Here is a 19,293-nt window from a genome sequence, read left to right as displayed (position 1 = left end):
TCGTTGTTTTTAGTCGTATCCGCTTCAATCGGATGCGATGTATATACGCAAAGGCGAACGAGGCGTCAACACCATTGCGATTTAATCGGATGCGATTTATATTAAGTGCAGATAGCAAAAAGGAAAAAAGAATCCCATGTCCACGTCCAAGACAACCAAAGCCCCCGGCGCCGCAGCCGAAAATGGCGGCAAGAAGCTTTCGAATTTCCTGTGCTTCGCGATCTACTCGGCCAACCTCGCCTTCGGCCGCGCCTATAAGCCCCTGCTCGACAAGCTCGGCCTCACCTATACGCAATATGTGACGCTGGTGGCGCTGTCGGAGGAAGACGACCAGACGGTCGGCATGCTCGGCGAAAAGCTGTTCCTGGAATCCAACACGCTGACGCCAATCCTCAAGAAGCTCGAAGTCGACGGCTACCTGCAGCGCCGGCGCGATCCGGCTGACGAGCGCCAGGTGCGCCTGACGCTGACGGCCGCCGGCCGCGCGCTGGTCGACGCCGATCCCGGCTCGGCGCTCGTCGAGGCGACCGGCCTTGGTGACGATTTCTCAACCGTCCAGCAATCGGTCGCCGGCCTTCGCGACAACCTGCTGCGCTCGATGCAGCCGGGATCTGGCAAGGAATAGCAGCGGCTTCGCTTCGGCCCGGCGTCACCGGCACCGAGCGACGGCGCAGACAGCATCGTCGGCGCCGTCACTCCGGCGAAGGCCGCACTTCAGCGGAAACCGGGCATCTCACGAAAAACGCGAGACGCCCGGTTGTGCTTCAGCACACAACTCTCTAAAGCTGCGGCATAGTCAAATTTCTGCTCCCGAAGGCTCCTTGAAACAGGATTGCGCCTATGAAGCTGGTGACCGGTAACGCCAACCGCACCCTTGCCGAAGCCGTCGCCAAGCACCTGGATCTTCCCCTCACCGATTGCACGGTCAAGCGCTTCGCCGACCAGGAAATCAATGTTCAGCTTCATGAGAATGTCCGCGGCGAGGACGTCTATATTCTTCAATCGACCAGCGCGCCTGCCGACGGCAACCTCATGGAGCTCTTGATCCTCACCGATACGCTCAGACGCTCGTCGGCGCGCCGCATCACCGCTGTCATCCCTTATTTCGGCTATGCCCGTCAGGATCGCCGCGCCACCGGTCGCACACCGATTTCGGCGAAGCTGGTCGCCAACATGATCGCGGCCGCCGGTGTTCACCGCGTCATAACGGTCGATCTCCACACCGATCAGATCCAGGGCTTTTTTGATATCCCGACCGACAATCTCTATTCAGCACCGGTGATGACCCGCGATATCGAGCAGCGCTACGACATCAGCAATCTGGTGGTCGTTTCGCCAGACGTGGGCGGCGTGGCGCGGGCACGCGCCATCGCCAAACGCATTGGTGCCGATCTCGCGATCGTCGACAAACGGCGGCCCCAAGCCGGCGTATCGGAAGTCATGAACATCATCGGCGACGTGTCGGGGAAAAACTGTCTTCTGATCGACGATATCGTGGACAGTGGCGGCACGTTGATCAACGCGGCGGAAGCGCTGTTGAAATCCGGCGCCAGGGACGTTGCGGCCTATATCACCCATGGCGTTCTTTCCGAAGGTGCCTGCAAACGCATTGGCGCCGGCCACCTCAAGGAGTTGGTCGTGACCGATTCCATCTGCGAAGCCGAAGCGCAACGGCAGGCAGCCAACATCAGGCGCATCAGCATCGCACCGTTGATCGGCGAAGCCGTAGCCCGCACGGCGCGCGAGCAAAGCGTTTCAAGCCTTTTCAGCTAGGTTGGCGCGTGGCGCGGATCCCAAATGCCCTGGGATCGCATCGCACCTTACGCGCCAGGCCGCCTGCGCGGCTCCATCATCTCGGCCGCCCGGGCATAGCCGCCATCCATGCCGTCGAGAAAGTGCAGGTGCTGATCCGGACGGGCCGAGGGCACCAGGCAGGTCATCAGCGCATGCGACTGCCGGTGGAGCCCGAACTGCACCTCGCCGCGCGCCCGCGCCTCGGCAAGGATCGCTTCGGCCCGGTCGATCTGCTCGACGGTGCAATCGACCGTCAGCCTGAGACCATCGTCATATTTGCGAAAATCCGAATTGGCAGCGACCCCCTGCCAGCGCTCCGTGGCGACATGCACACGCGGATCCTTCGGCACGCCCATTTCGCTCGGCAGCGGATGCGACTGCCGTGGCCCTTCGTCGAAAACCGCGATCACATCCCGCGTCAGCGCCGCAAAGCGCTCCGGCGCCACCTGCTCGGTGGGCTCGACCAGCAGCGACAGGATCTGCCCCTGCCGGCTTGGAAACGGCCGCCATTCACAGGCAAGGCCCTTGAGATCCGGCTCGCCGCCATCCTTTTCCGGCTCGAGCTGAAAACGCCCCTGCTTCAGCTGCCGCTCGGCCCATTTCAGCCCACCGCCGGCAAACATCGCATAGGTGGCGTCCTTTGACGCGGCATAGCGGGCGATCCGCACGTCCTGGCCGCCGGCGCGGATGTCGTCGACCGTCAAAAGGCCGACGCGCAGGTCGAGGCCGAAGCGGTCCCGGATGAAGCCTGCGATCCGGCTGAGCGCCAGGCGCGCAACCGCCTCTGCCTCGGGCGGCAGCGCAAAGGCCGCGCCATCACCGCGAAAGACGAAGGGAAAATCGAACCTGCCCCAGGCATTGCCGATGGCGGCAATCGCCGAGGCGCCCGCATAGTTGACGTCCTCATAGCGCCCGGAGCGGATCGCCAGCGTCGAGTCGACGATATCGGTGATACCGATCAGCCAGTCGCCGGGCAGCGGTTCGTAGACATCGGGATCGAGCAGCAGCGAAAACTCGCTGTAGGCCTTGGAGCGTTGAACGGGGCTGCTTGGCATGCGCATCTCCTGATCGACGGAAACGACCGTTCGTCATCCATCGCCATTAAATCGGATGCGAGATAAATCGCCGAAACGCGCGTCAATGTCAATAGAGAGCGATTTAATCGGATCCGATAGTATACGATGGCATGGGGTGACAAGGGCGCTTGATCCGCTGCGGGGCAGCCTATTCGGGCGAGGCGATGCGAATGGGACGTGTTCCGATCGGAGCGCCAGTCACGCGGTCGATGGTGACGGGATCGATCTCCGTCCCGGCCTCGGCATCGAAGAACTGGGTTACGTTGCCGCCGCCGCGATGCTTGCGTCCCCACGCGCCGATCGCAAAAAGCACTGGCAGAAAGTCGCGGCCGGCCTCCGTCAGCACATATTCGTCCCGTGGCGGACGATCGGAATAACGCCGTTTCTCCAGCATCCCCTCGTCGGTCAGACCTGAAAGTCTCCCCGTCAGCACCGTCGGTGCGATACCGAGGCTCCTGCGAAAATCATCGAAGCGCGTCAGTCCCGCATGAGCGTCACGCATGATCAGCAAGCTCCATGCATCCCCGACAAGCGCCAAGCTACGAGCGATCGGACAGGGTTGGTTGGAAAGATTCTTCATGTCCATATCTTTTTAGTAGTGACTCAATACCGTTTTGATAGTAACCGATGATGCATCGATGTTCCATGGCAAAATCAGAGCGGAGCCCGATCAGCAAAAGGGAATACGGGATTTGCCCGAACGAGCCGACATCGCCGGAAAAACGGCGGGACCGGTCCGCGACATCCGCTGCTTCTTGCCCGAGTCCTTCGGCAACCTTCGGAAACTTTCCAATTGAGCTTTCATCGCCGCGCAGAAACGAGAGTTAGCATGATGAAATCATTCCAGATCGATCGCTATGCCAAAGGCGGTGTTCTCCGGCTCGGCGAAGGTCCCGAGCCGGAACTGCGTGAGAACGACGTCTTGGTCGAGATTCATGCTGCCGGCGTGAACCCTTTGGACAGCAAGATCAGGGACGGAGAGTTCAAGCTCGTCCTGCCCTACCGCCTTCCACTGGTGTTGGGCAACGATGTCGCGGGCGTTGTCGTCCGGGTCGGCGCCAAAGTCCGGCAATTTAAGCCCGGAGACGAGGTATATGCCCGTCCGGCCCAGGATCGCATCGGGACATTTGCAGAATACATCGCCATGGACCAGGCCGATGTGGCAATGAAGCCGAAGAACCTGACCATGGACGAGGCCGCGTCCATTCCCCTTGTCGCCCTCACGGCGTGGCAGGTATTTGTCGAGCGAGCAAACGTGCAGAAGGGGCAGAAGGTCCTGATCCATGCCGGGTCGGGCGGTGTTGGCACGATCGCCATCCAGATTGCCAAGCATCTCGGGGCCCATGTGACCACGACCACGAGCGCGGCGAATATCGCTCTTGTGAAAGGTCTCGGGGCAGACGCCGTCATCGACTACAAGAACGATGACTTCGAGAAAGCGCTGCGGGGCTATGACGTCGTGCTGAACAGCCTCGGGAGGAATACGCTGGAGAAATCCCTTGCTGTGCTAAAGCCCGGCGGCAAGCTGATCTCGATTTCCGGTCCGCCCGATCCAGACTTCGCGAGACAGAACGGCTCCGGCTGGCTGCTTCAACAGGTTATGCGCCTGCTAAGCTTTGGCATTAGGAGAAAATCGAAACGCCGGGGGGTCAGCTACTCGTTTCACTTCATGACAGCCAACGGCGGTCAGCTCGGAAAGATTACCTCCCTGATCGAGGCCGGTCACATACGCCCAGTGATAGACCGGGTCTTCCCGTTCGAGAGGACCAACGAGGCACTGGACTATGTCGCAAAGGGTCGTGCGAAAGGGAAGGTCGTCATCGCCGTGAAGTGACGTCCGGGGCGAGCGATGCATTGCGGCAAACCGTCATCTTGCGGCTCTGGTCAGTCAATACTGAACCTTACGCGATGGCGATGATTTCCAGCTCCTGATCGCCGACCGTGACCAGATCACCAACGCCCTTGCCTGAGAGCACCCGCGCCACCGGCGAAACATAGGAAATCGAGCCGGCCTTCGGATCGGCCTCGTCCTCGCCGACAATGCGATAGGTCTGCACCCGCCCGTCGTCGCGACTGAAGGTGACCGTGCTGCCGAAGGCAACCACCTCGTTGGAGCCCGGCTGCGGCATCAGCTGCGCCGTGCGCAGCCGCTCGGAAAGATAGCGCGCTTCACGCAAAGGCCCCGCCTGCTGCCGGCGCTTCTCGTTGACGTCCTCGATCGATGCGGCGGCCTCATAAGCCGCACGCGCCTCTTCCATCTGCGCCTCCAGCGCCTTCAGCCCCGCTTCCGTCACCAGGTTCGGATGCGGCGAGATCGGCCGGTCGGGCAAAAGCGTCTCCGCCGCGGTTTCGGCACTTTCTTCCTTGGTGAAGGCAACGCTCAATCTAAAGAACTCCGTGTGGGCAGTAATTTTGCGTGGGTGAACCGGGCACCGGCTCCATAGGCCACCGATCCGCCGGCCCGCAAGACCGGCCGGCGACCGCGGGCCGTCGATCAACACCATACGCGCTTTCCGCCATCGCTGGCCACCGGCTTGTCGGCCCAAGGTCCGCGCGCGGGCAACGGCGCCATCGGCACGCGCCTGAAGCCGCGTGGCATCCGTTGCTATCCTCTGTCCGGCTTTGCCACGACCAGCTTCTGCTTGGCGCCACCGCCCGAACGCTCGATCCCGTCTACCAGTCCGGATTGGCAACGTCTCCGGACGCGGGTCGCGCTGGATTGCAGCCTTGCACACAAGCATCGTCGGCCCTCATCCGCGACGCGCTCAAGGGGGACATTGCGCCGGCCGGACAATCCTCTAAGTTGAAACAGACACAACCTTAAGGGGTCAGATGGTCTATTTTCTCAGCCACAAAAATGAAGAAATCTACAGCTACTCCATGACGGCGCTGGATGGAGACGTCGACAAGATCCGACCTGTCGATCTGACGCGGGATGTCGGTGTTCGGGTAAGGGCCGGTTACGCCTATGCGGGACGCCCCTATGAGAAGGAACATGTCCCGACCTGCATAGAGCTTGAGGGGCCGAAGCGCACGATAACCGACATCTACAGCGGTTACGGCTTGTTCGTTGACGAGAAGTTCAGGCTTGCGGTCGAGAAACTGGAGCCGAACGTGCACCAGTTCTTCCCGATCGACCTTGTTTGGAAGGACGGCAGCCATGCCGCCCATCGCTACTGGTTCGTGCCATGCAACAGACTCGATAGCGTCGACCGCGCGAAGACCACCTTCGAGTTCCGAGGCTTGTGGGACATTTTTGGTGGGCCAGACAAGCTACTTGTCTTCAGCCGATCCCAAATCGGCAGCCACCATGCATGGATCGACAAATATATTCATGCGCCTATGCCGCTCATCAGCGAGGCGCTCAAGGCCGAGTTGGAAGCAGCCGGTGTCACCGGTGCACACTACAATCATTTTCCAGAGACCGACTGACGCGGGTCGCGCCAAAAGCAGAGACATGCCGCGAAGGTTGCCGATGGCACGAGGCGGCACCGGCGTCGCAGCGCCGCAACGTCCTTTCGTTCGCGTCACCCCACGGCCTTGCGTTGCCGGGTTTGGAGTGACATCAACACAAGCGGGAGAGTGCACCGCAGCACCGCCAAAGACCGACCATGACCCACGATAGCGCCCCACCCCTCCTCACCGAAGACGACCTGCGCGCGATTGCCCGGTGGGCCGCGCTCTGCGCCGAACGGGCACTGCCGGTCTTCGAGGCGGTAGCACCAGGCGATGGGCGCCCGCGCGAGGCGATTGCGGGCGCCCGTGCCTTTGCCGATGGGGCGCCGCGCAACGCGCATCTGCGCAACTGCGCCTGGGATGCACAGGCCGCTGCCCGCGCGGTCACCGATCCCGCCGCCAAGGCTGCCGCCCGCGCGGCCATTGCCGCCGCCGGTGCCGCCTATACCCACCCGATCGAAACGCCGCACCAGATCAATCACATCCTCGGCCCCGCGGCCTATGCCATCCAGGCGCTCTCCCTCGGCAGGAACGACGAGGCCGAAGCCGTGGAAACGCAATTGCGGCGGGCGATCTCTTCCGCCTCGCCCGAAATCAGGCGGATCGTCGAAAAGCTGCCGGGGCGAAAGCCGAGCAAGGGCGCCTTCCACGCCCTGCTCTATCGGCTGGATGTGGCCCTGCGCCGCTGATCGTCCCGCCGGACAAGCGGCACCAGCGCCGTGCGTTCAAACGAACGTTGAAGGGACGCTCCAGCGCTTTGATTCCAGAGCATCTTTCTGCCTCGATTGATTCCACTTGAGAGCAGGATCTCTAGAGCGCCGTGCGTTCATACGAACGCACTAAGGACGCTCTAGCACTTTGATTCTAGAGCATCTTTCTGCCTCAAGTGATTCCACTTGAGAGCAGGATGCTCTAGGCCATGGCGCGCCCCCGCGCCTTTTCCGCCTCCGCGCCGATCCAGGCGATCACCGTCTGCAGGCCTTCCGATTTGCGGTAGCGCGGCCAGACCAGGTAGAAATCCGACGGCCCGGTGAGCGATCCCGCAAACAGGCGCACGAGCCGCCCTTCGGCGATATCCTGCGCCACGAAGTCGCGATTGGCGAGCACGATGCCCTGGCCCGCCGTCGCCGCCTCGATCGCGTGCGAGGTCTGGTTGAAGCTGATGCCCTTGAACGTCGCCTGCCGGCTTCCGCCGAAGTGGCGCTCGATGAATTCCGGCCAGAAATTGTGCGCGTCGTGCAAAAGCGTATAGCCGGCAAGCTCGTCGGCCGTTTCCGGCACCTTGCGGCCGGCCATCAGCATCGGGCTGCAGACGGCGACGATCTCCTGCTCGAACAAGAGCTCCACCGCCAGCCCCGGCCCGAACGGCGGACGGCCGTAGCGCACCGCCAGATCGACGCCGTCCACCTGGAAGTTCGACATGCGATCGGTCGCCAGAATATGCAGGTCGAGGTCGGGGTGGCGGGCGGTAAATTCCGGCAGCCGCGGGATCAGCCATTTCGAGGCGAAGGACGGCGTGGTGCTGATCGTCAGCCTGACCGGCTGCGGCTTCAGCCCGTCGGTCGCCCGGGCAATGATTTCCAGCGCCCGCCTGACATCGGCGATATAGGCGCGGCCCTCGCCGGTCAGCGCCAGCGCCCGCGGCAGCCGCTCGAAGAGCTTGACCCCGAGCTCGGCCTCGAGCCCCCGGACCTGCTGGGCGACGGCCCCTTGCGTGACGCCAAGCTCTTCGGCCGCAAGGCGAAAGTTCAGGTGCCGCGCCGCCACTTCGAACACCCTCACGCCGTTCAGCGATGGCAGTTTTCCAGGCGCGTCACTCATCCGATAGTTTTTCTACTGGCATAGGAAAGCGAAACTCGTTCGTCGTTACGTCGGCGAGATGGTATTTCAATCGCAATATCAGCACAATCGGCGCCAGAACGTGCGCATCAGAGGAGGACCCTACCATGGCAGTAGAAAAAGTGGCCGTTATCACCGCCGGTGGCTCAGGCATGGGCGCCGAGAGCGCCAGGCGTCTCGCCGCCGACGGCTACAAGGTGGCAATCCTGTCGTCCTCCGGCAAGGGCGAGGCGCTGGCGGCCGAACTCGGCGGCCTCGGCATCACCGGCTCCAACCAGTCGAATGACGACCTGAAGCGGCTGGTCGATGCAACGATGGAAAAATGGGGCCGCATCGACGTGCTGGTCAACAGCGCCGGCCATGGCCCGCGCGCCCAGATCCTCGAGATCACCGACGAGCAGTGGCACACCGGCCTCGACGTCTACCTGATGAACGTCATCCGCCCGGTCCGGCTCGTCACCCCGATCATGCAAAAACAAAAGTCGGGCGCGATCATCAACATCTCCACCGCCTGGGCCTTCGAACCCTCGCCGATGTTCCCGACCTCTGCCGTCTTCCGCGCCGGCCTTGCCTCCTACACCAAGATCTTTGCCGACACCTATGCGGGCGACAATGTGCGCATGAACAACGTGCTGCCCGGCTGGATCGACAGCCTGCCGGCCACCGAAGAGCGCCGCGACGCCGTGCCGATGAAGCGCTACGGCACCAGCGCCGAAATCGCCGCCACCGTCGCCTTCCTCGCCTCCGAGGGTGCCGGCTACATCACCGGCCAGAATCTGAAAGTGGATGGTGGCCTGACGCGCTCGGTGTGAGGGCCGCCGCCAACCCCGCACCACTTACACAGCGCTCTTCCGATGAAGCGCCTGCTGCCGGCGCTGCGTGCCGCCGGTCTCGACCTTGCCTCCAACGCCGTCACTGTGCGCTCGGGCCCTGGCGGCGCTGCGGAGGCCGAGGCGGCAGCGGTAAACCTGGCGCTGGCCAGGAAGCCGGCGGCGGCACCGGAAGCTGCCGACACGGAAGGGTGACGGTCACTCCGGCGCGACACGGCACCAGAGCGCTGCGGCCTGTCGGACGCGCAATGGTCGCTGCAGCACCTTGAAGTGCCGCGTGTTTCCCTTGATCGACGACGATGAAAGGAAACTCGCAAGCAGACTTCCTGTGTTCGCCGCGGCCGGTCTCGGCGAATAGCCTTGCCATCGGCCAACACCTGCGCTTACTTCTGATACTCGACAACCTTTTGAACTGGCATACGGACCCCTATGAACGACAAAGCCTTCGACACCTTGACCGGCATGTACTTCACGGTCGACGATCCCGATGGAACCTACGGCACCGGCCAGATCATCCGGCTTGCGGCCGAAGGCATCTATTTCATCCGCTTCGACGGCAATGAGGTGACGCTGCCCCTGGAACTCGTCTCCATCGGCGAAATGCTGCAGACCACCGAGGAAGACTACAAGCTCTGGCGGTTCTTCGACACGATCGAGGAACGCGACCAGTGGATCGAGTGGCTCGACGCGCCGTCCAAGCCGCGGGTCATCTCGCTCGTCAAGCCGACGAAATAGGCGCCGATCAGGCCAAGCAAGGCCGCGCAAGTAAAAAGCGCGGCCGGCGGCCAGCACCCGCTACAGTTTTGACATCATCCTTGGCTTACCTCAAGCGCAACAGTCACAGCACCCCGCCGGCGCTGCCCTGTTGCCGCTGCCACCGAGGATCTTGCCTGATGCGATCCATGCGCCTTGCCCCGTCTGCTCTCGCCTTCTCTGCCTTTGCCCTTTCGCTTCTGCCCTTCGCCACCGCCCACGCCGAACCGCCCACCTATGCGCTGCACTATGCGCTGATGCTGGACGGCGAGGATCCCGTGGCGGGCGAGGTCGCCTGTTTCGTCGGGAAGCCCTGTGAATTCACGCCGTCCCCGGTCAGCAAGATGACCTTCACATTCAGCAGGCGGCAAAACGAAATTGAGATCACCTGCCCCGAGCGTGAATGCTCGCTTGGCTATGGCGAAAGCCGAACACATTGCGGCACCTGCGAGGAAGTCGGCATCTTCGAGGGTCGCGACGATGGCGGCATCGAAACCTTGTTGGTGATGCGCAACTACCCGCGGATCGGCTCGCTGCTGTTGCGCTACCCGAGACAGTGACGACCGCCTGAGCGCCGGCTCCAGGCTGGCGCTGACACCGGCTGCAACCTTCCCGTAGCCCGCCCGAGAAACGCTCAAGGACATTGCGCAAAGCCCGTCAGGCACCGCGCTGTTGCCCCGCGTCCATCCCCTGTCTCCGCGGGAACAAGGGACGCCCGGCTCCATTTGGTAAAAAACGCCTAAAGGGCCCGAAAAGATCGGACCCGAGGTTCAACTCTCCGCCTGACGCAACGATGGATCACAGTCAGGCAAACACGTTCGGAGCGGCACATGCGTATCGTCCTGGTAGCACTTTTCGCATCGGTCATGAGCATACTGGCGTTCAAGTATGCCGACCACTCGCTCGGCAACCACCCGATCGCCGCAACGGCAGAACAACTCGCAGCCCTCTGAGCGCCCGCCTGACGACGGCGCAGGCAACGGCGCCGCTCGACCAGCAAGCGCGCCCTCGCCCTCCCCCAAGCACCACGACCCACCGGCCTTCCTCACCCTTCCCGACAAGTACCGCAATAGCGCAGACCCAAGCCCGAAGGCCCGGGAATGCTTCACCTATTTTTCAGATGAGAGCCGTAAGCTTCACGGCATGCGGCCCTTCGTTCGAGCCATTTTTGTCTTCCTGTTCCTGTCTGTACTCACCCTGCAGACCTGGTCCGGTGTTCTCGAAAAACTGCCAGGAGGCGAAGACGCGCGTGGTGTGCGCGGCATCAACGCAGTCCTGGACTTCCTGCTCATTTCACCGCTTGGGGTGGTGCCGGCCACGGGCGTGATGGCGGCGCTCACCGTGATCCTCACGGGCATGGCGCTCCTGCGTCCCGCTACGGGTGCCGCAGCAAGAGGAGGTCAGACCGCGGGCCGGCGTCAGCCGACTGCCCCACCTGTTTCAAAGAGCCGGATTGCATCCGCCCTGCGGGAAACGGCAACACCCGCAACGGAGCCGGCCCCACGTGTCGGGGATGCGTGGGACAGCAGGGCGGTGGTCCGCGAATTTATCGCCCGTTCGGGTCGACACGAGCGCCCCGCGCAAGCGCCGGCATGGGCGCTCATGTTCCGCTCCCCCGTCGTTTCGTTTGCAGACGTTACCTCCTGGCTCGGCGGCGTGCCGCATGCACCTGCCGGCTTCGACTGGCCTGAAGATGTCGATGGAACCCCGCTTCACTTTCTCGCGCAAATCGACCTCGCCGCACTGAAGCCAGAGCCGCAGACTGGGCTGAGACCGCCCGGCCTGCCAGCGGAAGGTGCCTTGCTCGTCTTCATCGGCTCATCCTACGCCTGCCGCGTTCTCAAGGCTGAAGAGATGCAGCGGGCCGTGCCGCAGCCTTTGCCGGACGGGCTGGAACCGGTGTCCAAGCATGGCTTCTTCAGCGAAGAACGGTGCTTCACCCGGCGACCGGTCGATCCTGTCGCCTATCTGAGCACGGAAGGGCGGCCTCCATTCATGCCGGAACGTTTCGTGCGGCCGCGTGACTGGATAACGACCTGGGCGATCGCGGTTCTCGACGCAGAGGCCGTGACGGATTGCCTCGAAAGCGCCTTGCGGCTCGCTCGAACCTCGGAAAGGCTGCGGCGGACCGCGGTCGAGGTGCCGGTTGTCGACAGCGCGAGCGGGCGAGCGAAAGCAGCGTACGACGCCATCATATTGCGGGAAGCGCCGCTGCTCCTGGGGGCCATGAAAGACTTCCTGCGGCTGGCGCGTGCACGAGCGAAGGAAGACCCCGTTGACCTTGCCATTCTTGATCAGATCTTCTCGCAGCGCCTGGCCTTGTCCGAACAGATCGTCGATACATACACGCCCAAGCTTGTCTTGCCAGGCAGCGCCGAAGCGGTCTGGCACAAGCTGCAGATGCTTTATCCGGGCCTGCGTGACGAGAGCCGCTGGGACAGGCTTCCGGCCTGTTACCGCCCGTTTGCCGAAGCCTGGATCACCGACTGGCGTGAACACCGGCTCTTCGGCCTGGAACCTGAATTTCCCAACAACTGGGAGGACTTTCGCGGCCAGGATTGCCTGATCAGCATTGCGGCCGACGAACTCATCTCCACGAAATCCGAACACGAGTACGGCATGTCCGTCTGGTGCCCCCGAACGCGGATGGCAGATGGCCGGTACGATCAAGGCATGTTCGTCCGGCATAGCGCAGGCTGATCGCGGGGGCCTACCCCTCTCTCTCCCGGAGCGATCGTCAGTCGGTCTCCGGAAAATGCTGGTAGTTCGCGCCGCTAATGCCGGCCGCATCCAGCGCCGCCTTCAATGCCTCGCTGATCGCCGGCGTCGGCATCACGATGAACTTGTCGATCCAGACATGATGGCCGCCGATCTGCGCGCGATTGAAGACCAGATCCTTCCTGCTGCCGTCCAGGTACCAGACATTGCGGAATTCGAACGTCGTCTTCGCGCGATCGACCGTATCCAGCCGATTGCAGGGCACGAACCAGAACCGATCAGCGGCCCTGGTGCCATCCGCCCACACAAGCTCCATGGGAAAGAACTGGTGGACGCTGGGCTCGAAACGTTCGACAACGTCCCGAAACGTCGCGCTCACCAGCAAACCGTATGCGCCATAGATATCCGCAATGGGCCGCCTGGGGCCAGAGAGTTCGATTTTCGTCGGGACGTGCCCGGGTTCAATCGGCCTGCCATAATAGGAGTAGCCGGGCCGAATACGCACCCCAGCATCCCGCGTGAGATCGGCAGCCTGTATCTTGCTGACGTCACCGTTCAAGGCGCGGAACGTATAGCTGTAGACGTCTTCGTTCTTGTGACTCAGGAAATAGACCATCAGCCCCTGCGCATCGCCCGAAGCGACGGTTTTGCATCAGACATCTGCGACACCACATAATAGGCATTCTTGACAGCACCACAACATCTGCGCGCACCTCGGCCACCCGCATGTCTTCTTTAATCGTAGCCGATTAAGGGGTAAGAACATGCAGCAATTCGGAAGGCCAAAGCGGCCTTTGCGCGTCTCAAAAGACGCGCGGCGTTGCAGAGCAGGACCAAAAACGGAGCACGGCAACATGGACAACGACAACCTCTGGTACTGTCTCGTCGGAACCGGTGACACCAACACCGGCCTCGCCCGCATCATGGGGGCCGTGGTGGCGTTCATCGCGGTGTTCGGCACGCTCTTCTGGCTGATCGGCCTTTAGACGAGGCGCCCGAACCGCAGCCTTGAGGTCGCCGTCAGGCGCCCCGCCCGTCGCTTCATAAAATTGGTCGCGCCCACTTGCGCAAAGGCTAATACGCGACGAACGATGAGAGAACGCTCCAAGCACGAAAGCGGTTTCTGTTTCGCCGCTTCCCCCGATTGGGTGAGGAACAATTCGTGAAGGTCGACGCGCCGCGCCGGCGGCGATCGCGCCCTTGCGGCCGCTGCGGAAGCCGACAGACAAAAAAAGGCCGGCGCGCGATGGCTCCGGCCTTTTTTCTTTCGCTCTCAAAACTCGTGCCAGTACATCCGTGGTCAAAGTCGAAAGCGGTTCGCAATTGTTGGCGTAACGCCTAACAACATGCTAAACTTAAATATATACTTCCCCACGGTTTTTCCGCAAGCTGTCCGTTCGGGTTACGCCGGATGCCGGGGATTAATCTTGAAGACACCAGACTGTCCAGGCAGCAACCGCCAAAGGTCAACAGTTGAACCGCTCGGCACCTCGGCTTGAAGCCACGCAATCCGGTAGGCAGAGCCATTCGCGTTTGGGGCCGCCGCCATCGTCAGGATGATCGCCTGGAGCTGGAACGCTGGCCGGCGCAGACGAAGGTTTCGGCGCCGCTGTGAGGCCCCTGCACGCTTGGCGCCCGCTTCGCAGTGACGTGCAGACAATCACCTATACCTAATATATAGTCCATCGGGTGGCGGGGACGATCGGTGGTCCCTGCCGCCAGAAGCGTGAAGTTGCCGCCGCATTTTCGATCGTTCGACACTGTGGGATGCGTATGTCGGAACTCGATCACAGGCCCATGAACAACGCGGTGCTTTTCACCATTCTGGTGCTTGCCGCTCTCTTTCGCCTGCATGATGTTCAGCAACCCCTGGTCGACGCCTTCAGCTGGCGCGAGGCCAGCACGGCGATGATGGCCGACAATTTCTACCTGCGCAGCTGGAACATCTTCTTTCCCGAGGTGAGCTGGACCGGGCCGGATCCTTCCTATCAGGGCCGCGAACTGCAGGTGATCTCCTACATCACCGCCCTTCTCTATGCCGTCTTCGGCTGGGACGAGACCTTGGGACGCCTCGTCGCCATTGCCTTCGGGGTCTGGGGCGTCTTTGCGCTGCACCGGCTGATCGCGCGGATCTGGGACACGGCCCACGCCCATGCCGGCGCCTTCCTGCTGGCGATCATGCCCGGCGCCGTGATGATCGACCGCTCCTTCCTGCCGGATCCGGCAATGCTGGCGCTGGTGACGACGGGGGCCTGGGCCTATGTCGTCTATCTTCAGAGCGATCGCCTGCCGGTCCTTGTCGCAGCCGGCCTCCTCACCACGATCGGCGTGCTTGCCAAGCTGCCGGGCATCGCCGTGGTCGTGCCGATGACCTATGCGACCTTTGCCATCCTGTCCGGCCGCGGCACGCTCAACCTCAAGCGCCTGCTGCCGATCCTGCCGGTGGCGCTCATCGCCGGAGCAATGATCCTCGGCTACTATCGCTGGGCCCACTATCTCGGCACCAACTATCCGCCCTATCACGTGGCCGGCAGCGGCTATCTCTGGAGCGATGGCTTTTCCAAGTTCCTCGACGAGTCCTTCTACATTCCCGCCACCTGGACGATTGCCAGCAACTGGCTGTTCACCCTTCCCGTGGTGGTGCTGACGGGCATTGCGCTTCTGACGGCGCCGCCGGAGCCGAAGGCCGCACGAACAGCTGAAACGATCCCCGGTCGCGCACCATGGTTCTTCCATCTCTGGTTTCTCGGTGCGGCGATCGTCTATGTCTTTGCCGCGCGCGAGATCAAGACCAACCCCTGGAACTTCCATATCTTCAACGTGGCGATGGCGGCCCTTGCCGGCCGCGGGCTGATCCTCTTGATCGGCATCGGTCGCGAACGGAGCTTGCGCGTGCGCGCGCTGCGGCTTGCGGCGATTGCCGCCGTCATTGTTGTCGGCGGCACCCTGCCCGGCCTGTCGCTGATGAAGAAGCCCTATGCCGATCATGGCGAAAGGCTCGGCACGAAGCTCAGCGAACTCAGCCGACCGGGTGATCTCGTCATCACCGCCACGCCGACGATCGGCGACCCGGTGGCGATCTACTACAGCCGGCGCCGCGGCTGGGTCTTCCCGCCCGGCGGCGGCGAGACCGAATGGTCGATGCTGATGGAGGATGACGACGCGATCGCGGCGCTCGAGGACCTGCGCGCCAGAAAGGCCACCTGGTTCGGCATCACCAAGAATGCCCGCGACATGCAACGGCGCAAGCTCATCGAATACAATAGCGGCCTGATCGCGCATCTCGACAAGACCGCCGAACGTGTCGTCGACGACGACACCATGCTGATCTACCGCCTCGCCCGGCCGGCCGAAAGCCGCCTTGCGCTCAAGCGCAGCCGGCCGCGCTTCGAAGAAGCGCAACCCTAAAAAGCATGTCGCGCAAAAGTGCGCAGCGGTTTTGCGGTAACGACATGCGAAGAATCAAATGCTTAAGGCGCAAAGAGCGATCTGAAAGATCGCGACGCGCTTTCGCACCACCTTCGGGTCGGCTGGCAGGCTGGGACCGCCCCCGGTGGCGGTCGTTGATCCTCATGCAAACCGCCAAACGCAAGGGCCCTCCCGATGGCGTTCACACCGGGAGGATCCTGAATGAAAGCGATGGTTGCGGCTTACTGCAGCGTGCGGGTCGGTGCGGGCGCGGCCTGGCCGGCGGCAGTACCGGCCGGGTTGGCGGCCGAGCGGGCGCCGTCGAGACCGGTCGCAACGACGGAGACACGGAAGGTGCCGTCGAGCGTGCGGTCGAAGATCGAGCCGACGACGATGTCGGCCTCGTCGTAGACTTCCTCGCGGATGCGGGTTGCCGCTTCGTCGACCTCGAACAGCGTCATGTCCATGCCGCCGGAGATCGAGATCAAGACACCCTTGGCGCCGCGCATCGACACTTCGTCGAGCAGCGGATTGGCGATCGCCGCTTCCGCGGCCTTCAGCGCCCGGCCCTCGCCGGTTGCCTCGCCGGTGCCCATCATCGCCCGACCCATGCCCTTCATGACCGATTTCACGTCGGCGAAGTCGAGATTGATCAGGCCTTCCTTGACGATCAGGTCGGTGATGCAGCCGACGCCGGAGTAAAGCACCCGGTCGGCGATCACGAAGGCATCGGCAAAGGTGGTCTTGGCGTCGGCGATGCGGAAGAGGTTCTGGTTGGGGATGACGATGACGGTGTCGGCCGCCTCGCGCAGCCGCTCGATACCGAGTTCGGCCGTTTCCATGCGGCGCTTGCCCTCGAAGCTGAACGGCTTGGTGACGACGCCGACGGTCAGGATGCCGGCCTTGCGGGCGGCCGCCGCAATCACCGGCGCCGCACCCGTGCCCGTGCCGCCGCCCATGCCGGCCGTGACGAAGCACATATGCGTGCCGCCGAGGTGGTCCATGATCTCGTCGATCGATTCTTCTGCCGCCGCCCGGCCGACATCCGGCAGCGAGCCGGCGCCGAGACCTTCGGTGACGGCCGCACCGAGCTGGATGATGCGCGACGACTTCGACATCGCAAGCGCCTGCGCGTCGGTGTTGGCCACCACGAAATCGACGCCCTGAAGCCCTTCGTTGATCATGTTGTTGATGGCGTTGCCGCCACCGCCGCCGACCCCGATGACGGTGATCTTCGGGCGCATTTCGGTGATCGTGGGCTTCTTGAAATCGTTCATGGCTTGTCTCCTAGAGCCGGCACCTTGCGGGGCGCCGGCAGCGGCGAATCGGGCAGCTGTTATTTTAGGAATTGAAAAAAGCCATGGAGAAGGCAAGGAAAAAGGACGAAACGGCTATCCACATATGAATTTTAGCGGCGCCTTTCGGTGGCAACCCGGCGCACGACAGATCCTCTCGTAAACGACAATACATCAATAAGAATCAAAGCACTGCCTGACATGAGGGATCAGGGCTGCCCCTCTCCTCGGGTTAAACCCGAGGATTAACCCTCTCCCCGCAGGCGGGGAGAGGGGACGAGGACGATGGCCAGCTCGTGTTCTGCCGTCTTTGTTGAAGGCGCCTCGTTTGCGAAAGGTTGATGTGGAACGAGCGGCCGCCGCGAGTCTCCTTCTCCCCGTCAAAACGGGGAGAAGTTGGCCGGCAGGCCGGATGAGGGGCAGCTCAGCACAAGCGTGAATGTCGAACGCCTCCCCGCCCCTGATCGCTCCCCTACGCCTCGAAACTCGGCCGCGAACGCACCCGCTCCAGCCAGCGCTGGACATTTTTGGCCGAAGTCGGGATCTCCATGCCAAAGACGTCGCAGAGCCAGGCGGTGACGCCGGCGGTGATGTCGGCGATCGAGAATTCCTCGCCGGCAAGGAACGGCCGGCCATCGGAAAGCTCGTCGTCGAGCCAGCCCCATTTCCTCGGCACCGCCACCCGCTCGGTCTCGGCAAAGGCCGGAAATTGCGTCAGCCGCTCGGCAAAGAAGGCGTCCGAATGCAGCGCCACATTGCCGACAGTGCCGAGGATGACGAGTTCGGCGCGCCGGTTCCACATCTCCACCTTGGCGCGGCTGACGGCGTCATGGCCGAAAAGCTGCGGCTCACGCTTGGTCTCTTCCAGATAGCGGCAGATCGCCACGCTCTCGGTGATGATCGTGCCGTCGTCGAGTTCCAGCACCGGGATCTGCCCGAGCGAATTGACCGCCAGGAACTCCGGCGCACGGTGCTCGCCCTTGGCGAAATCGACATCCACCATCGGCAGCGAAATCCCCTTCTCCGCCATGAAAATGCGCACGCGATAGGAATTCGGCCCCATGCCCTGATAGAGTTTCATCTCGTCCTCCTGTCGATGAGGCGCCTCGCCTCGTTCCTCCTCAACCGCTCGCAAGCGGAATACCGGTTGCTTATAACAACCGGTTTTATTTAACTCAACGGTTTATTTCGCGGAAACAACTTTTCTTTTGAAGACCGTCCTGCCGGTGCTTGCGCCTGCGAACGGGGTCACGGCAGGTTCGCAAGCAGCAACGCCCGATGCCGCTCGAAAGCGTCCAGTTCGCGGCCCCAGTGGTCGAGATGCCCGCAGCACTTCAGCCGTTCAGTCGCAGACGCGCCGATCATCGCAAGCATCGCCGCTTCATCCCCCATATGGCGAAGCACCTCGGCCACCATCGCAAGCAGCGCCGCGTCGCAGCCAAGGCCGTAGGTTTCGCAGAAGCGTTTGAGACGCGGGCTGCCCCTGTCGAGGTCCTCGATCGCCGCCGCCTTCAAGTCGTCGGAGTGAAACGACAGCGGCACCATCCAGTAGGCGAGATAGGCAACGTCTCTCAGCCTTGGGCCGGGACCGGCAAGATCGAAATCGATGATGCCCGCCGGCTTCTCCCCGCGGAAGATCAGATTATAGGGCGCGAAATCATTGTGGCAGATCACCTCCCAGCGAAGACGATCGGGAAAGCGAAAGGCCCATTGATCGGCGTCGGTGAAGACGAAGTCGGCCGTTGCGTCGTGATAGGCTCTCAGCAAGGCGGCCGCCGCCGAAAGCGCCTCATCGGCGAGCCATATTTGCGCGGAGCCGCCGGCCTCGCCCTCAATGAAGCTCAGGATCTCGCGCCCCTCGCCGTCCCGCCCCAGAAACCGCGGCGAGGCGGCAAAGTCCTTCGCTTCCAGGTGACGCAGCAGCCTGTGAATGGTGGCGCTCTGTGCGTTCATTGAGCGACGCACCGTGTCGCCGATACGCACGACGCCCGTGTTGACATTACCGCCGGAGAGCGGCGTTTCCTGTGGCGGGCGTTCCAATGTCATCAGACCGTTCATGAACTCAGACCGGGGTTGTCGTGAGCATCAACGCAAGGATCCGCCACTGTCAACGGAGCCGCGGCA

Annotated in this window: 21 protein-coding genes; 13 read left to right on the top strand and 8 right to left on the bottom strand. The window is 62.7% G+C overall.

Annotated elements, in window-relative coordinates; genetic code table 11:
- Positions 1-136: 136 nt before the first annotated feature.
- Entirely contained in the window at positions 137-625 is a 489-nt protein-coding gene (locus MKZ91_RS01235) for a MarR family winged helix-turn-helix transcriptional regulator (RefSeq protein ID WP_336167163.1), read from the top strand.
- Between the two features lie 215 nt (positions 626-840).
- Positions 841-1,773 (top strand): ribose-phosphate pyrophosphokinase, encoded by a 933-nt coding sequence (locus tag MKZ91_RS01230; protein WP_336167161.1) that lies wholly within the window; start codon positions 841-843, stop codon positions 1,771-1,773.
- 47 nt (positions 1,774-1,820) lie between these two features.
- Here the strand turns inward: MKZ91_RS01230 and MKZ91_RS01225 are convergent, their stop codons facing one another.
- Positions 1,821-2,849: a DUF3095 family protein gene (locus MKZ91_RS01225; protein WP_336167159.1), complete on the bottom strand. Its 1,029-nt coding sequence runs from the start codon at positions 2,847-2,849 to the stop codon at positions 1,821-1,823.
- A gap of 169 nt (positions 2,850-3,018) precedes the next feature.
- Positions 3,019-3,450 (bottom strand): winged helix-turn-helix transcriptional regulator, encoded by a 432-nt coding sequence (locus MKZ91_RS01220; RefSeq protein WP_336167157.1) that lies wholly within the window; start codon positions 3,448-3,450, stop codon positions 3,019-3,021.
- A gap of 252 nt (positions 3,451-3,702) precedes the next feature.
- Between MKZ91_RS01220 and MKZ91_RS01215 the strand changes: the two genes are divergently transcribed.
- Positions 3,703-4,704, top strand: a complete 1,002-nt coding sequence (locus MKZ91_RS01215; protein WP_336167750.1) for an NADP-dependent oxidoreductase — start codon at positions 3,703-3,705, stop codon at positions 4,702-4,704.
- A 67-nt stretch (positions 4,705-4,771) separates the two neighbouring features.
- Here MKZ91_RS01215 and greA read toward each other — a convergent pair whose 3' ends face one another.
- Entirely contained in the window at positions 4,772-5,254 is a 483-nt protein-coding gene (greA, locus tag MKZ91_RS01210) for a transcription elongation factor GreA (protein ID WP_336167155.1), read from the bottom strand.
- Between the two features lie 448 nt (positions 5,255-5,702).
- Between greA and MKZ91_RS01205 the strand changes: the two genes are divergently transcribed.
- Both MKZ91_RS01205 and MKZ91_RS01200 read left to right on the top strand, forming a co-directional pair.
- Positions 5,703-6,302 carry an imm11 family protein gene (locus tag MKZ91_RS01205; RefSeq protein ID WP_336167153.1) on the top strand — a complete coding sequence of 200 codons (600 nt, stop codon included), beginning with the start codon at positions 5,703-5,705 and terminating at the stop codon, positions 6,300-6,302.
- Between the two features lie 179 nt (positions 6,303-6,481).
- Entirely contained in the window at positions 6,482-7,015 is a 534-nt protein-coding gene (locus tag MKZ91_RS01200) for a putative immunity protein (protein WP_336167151.1), read from the top strand.
- A 223-nt stretch (positions 7,016-7,238) separates the two neighbouring features.
- Here MKZ91_RS01200 and gcvA read toward each other — a convergent pair whose 3' ends face one another.
- The gene (gene gcvA, locus MKZ91_RS01195) at positions 7,239-8,147 is read right to left on the bottom strand and encodes a transcriptional regulator GcvA (protein WP_336167150.1); all 909 of its coding nucleotides are present in this window, start codon (positions 8,145-8,147) and stop codon (positions 7,239-7,241) included.
- Positions 8,148-8,272: 125 nt separating this feature from the next.
- Here gcvA and MKZ91_RS01190 point away from each other — a divergent pair, with 125 nt between their 5' ends.
- From MKZ91_RS01190 to MKZ91_RS01165, 6 genes are all read left to right on the top strand, one after another.
- Positions 8,273-8,977: an SDR family oxidoreductase gene (locus MKZ91_RS01190; protein WP_336167148.1), complete on the top strand. Its 705-nt coding sequence runs from the start codon at positions 8,273-8,275 to the stop codon at positions 8,975-8,977.
- Between the two features lie 42 nt (positions 8,978-9,019).
- Positions 9,020-9,190, top strand: a complete 171-nt coding sequence (locus tag MKZ91_RS01185; RefSeq protein ID WP_336167146.1) for a hypothetical protein — start codon at positions 9,020-9,022, stop codon at positions 9,188-9,190.
- Between the two features lie 234 nt (positions 9,191-9,424).
- A complete protein-coding gene (locus tag MKZ91_RS01180; protein WP_336167144.1) occupies positions 9,425-9,730 on the top strand; it encodes a hypothetical protein in 306 nt (101 codons plus the stop codon).
- Positions 9,731-9,888: 158 nt separating this feature from the next.
- On the top strand, positions 9,889-10,308 hold the full coding sequence (locus MKZ91_RS01175; RefSeq protein ID WP_336167142.1) for a hypothetical protein: 420 nt from the start codon (positions 9,889-9,891) through the stop codon (positions 10,306-10,308).
- A 270-nt stretch (positions 10,309-10,578) separates the two neighbouring features.
- Positions 10,579-10,701, top strand: a complete 123-nt coding sequence (locus MKZ91_RS01170) for a hypothetical protein (protein ID WP_336167140.1) — start codon at positions 10,579-10,581, stop codon at positions 10,699-10,701.
- A 190-nt stretch (positions 10,702-10,891) separates the two neighbouring features.
- Positions 10,892-12,448: a DUF1963 domain-containing protein gene (locus MKZ91_RS01165; protein WP_336167138.1), complete on the top strand. Its 1,557-nt coding sequence runs from the start codon at positions 10,892-10,894 to the stop codon at positions 12,446-12,448.
- A 37-nt stretch (positions 12,449-12,485) separates the two neighbouring features.
- Here the strand turns inward: MKZ91_RS01165 and MKZ91_RS01160 are convergent, their stop codons facing one another.
- Complete coding sequence (locus MKZ91_RS01160; RefSeq protein WP_336167136.1) at positions 12,486-13,082, bottom strand: imm11 family protein; 597 nt, start codon at positions 13,080-13,082, stop codon at positions 12,486-12,488.
- A gap of 238 nt (positions 13,083-13,320) precedes the next feature.
- Here MKZ91_RS01160 and MKZ91_RS01155 point away from each other — a divergent pair, with 238 nt between their 5' ends.
- Positions 13,321-13,452: a hypothetical protein gene (locus MKZ91_RS01155; protein ID WP_336167134.1), complete on the top strand. Its 132-nt coding sequence runs from the start codon at positions 13,321-13,323 to the stop codon at positions 13,450-13,452.
- 787 nt (positions 13,453-14,239) lie between these two features.
- The gene (locus tag MKZ91_RS01150; RefSeq protein ID WP_336167132.1) at positions 14,240-15,874 is read left to right on the top strand and encodes an ArnT family glycosyltransferase; all 1,635 of its coding nucleotides are present in this window, start codon (positions 14,240-14,242) and stop codon (positions 15,872-15,874) included.
- 242 nt (positions 15,875-16,116) lie between these two features.
- Here the strand turns inward: MKZ91_RS01150 and ftsZ are convergent, their stop codons facing one another.
- The 3 genes from ftsZ to MKZ91_RS01135 all read right to left on the bottom strand — a co-directional run bounded on the left by ftsZ (position 16,117) and on the right by MKZ91_RS01135 (position 19,215).
- Positions 16,117-17,151 carry a cell division protein FtsZ gene (ftsZ, locus tag MKZ91_RS01145; protein WP_336167130.1) on the bottom strand — a complete coding sequence of 345 codons (1,035 nt, stop codon included), beginning with the start codon at positions 17,149-17,151 and terminating at the stop codon, positions 16,117-16,119.
- A 490-nt stretch (positions 17,152-17,641) separates the two neighbouring features.
- Complete coding sequence (locus MKZ91_RS01140) at positions 17,642-18,250, bottom strand: glutathione S-transferase family protein (protein ID WP_336167128.1); 609 nt, start codon at positions 18,248-18,250, stop codon at positions 17,642-17,644.
- 167 nt (positions 18,251-18,417) lie between these two features.
- Entirely contained in the window at positions 18,418-19,215 is a 798-nt protein-coding gene (locus tag MKZ91_RS01135) for a phosphotransferase (RefSeq protein ID WP_336167126.1), read from the bottom strand.
- Positions 19,216-19,293: the final 78 nt, after the last annotated feature.

This window comes from Ensifer sp. MJa1, assembly GCF_037026475.1.
In the GTDB taxonomy this organism is placed as follows: domain Bacteria; phylum Pseudomonadota; class Alphaproteobacteria; order Rhizobiales; family Rhizobiaceae; genus Ensifer.
This window is presented reverse-complemented; position numbering and strand designations above follow the sequence as displayed.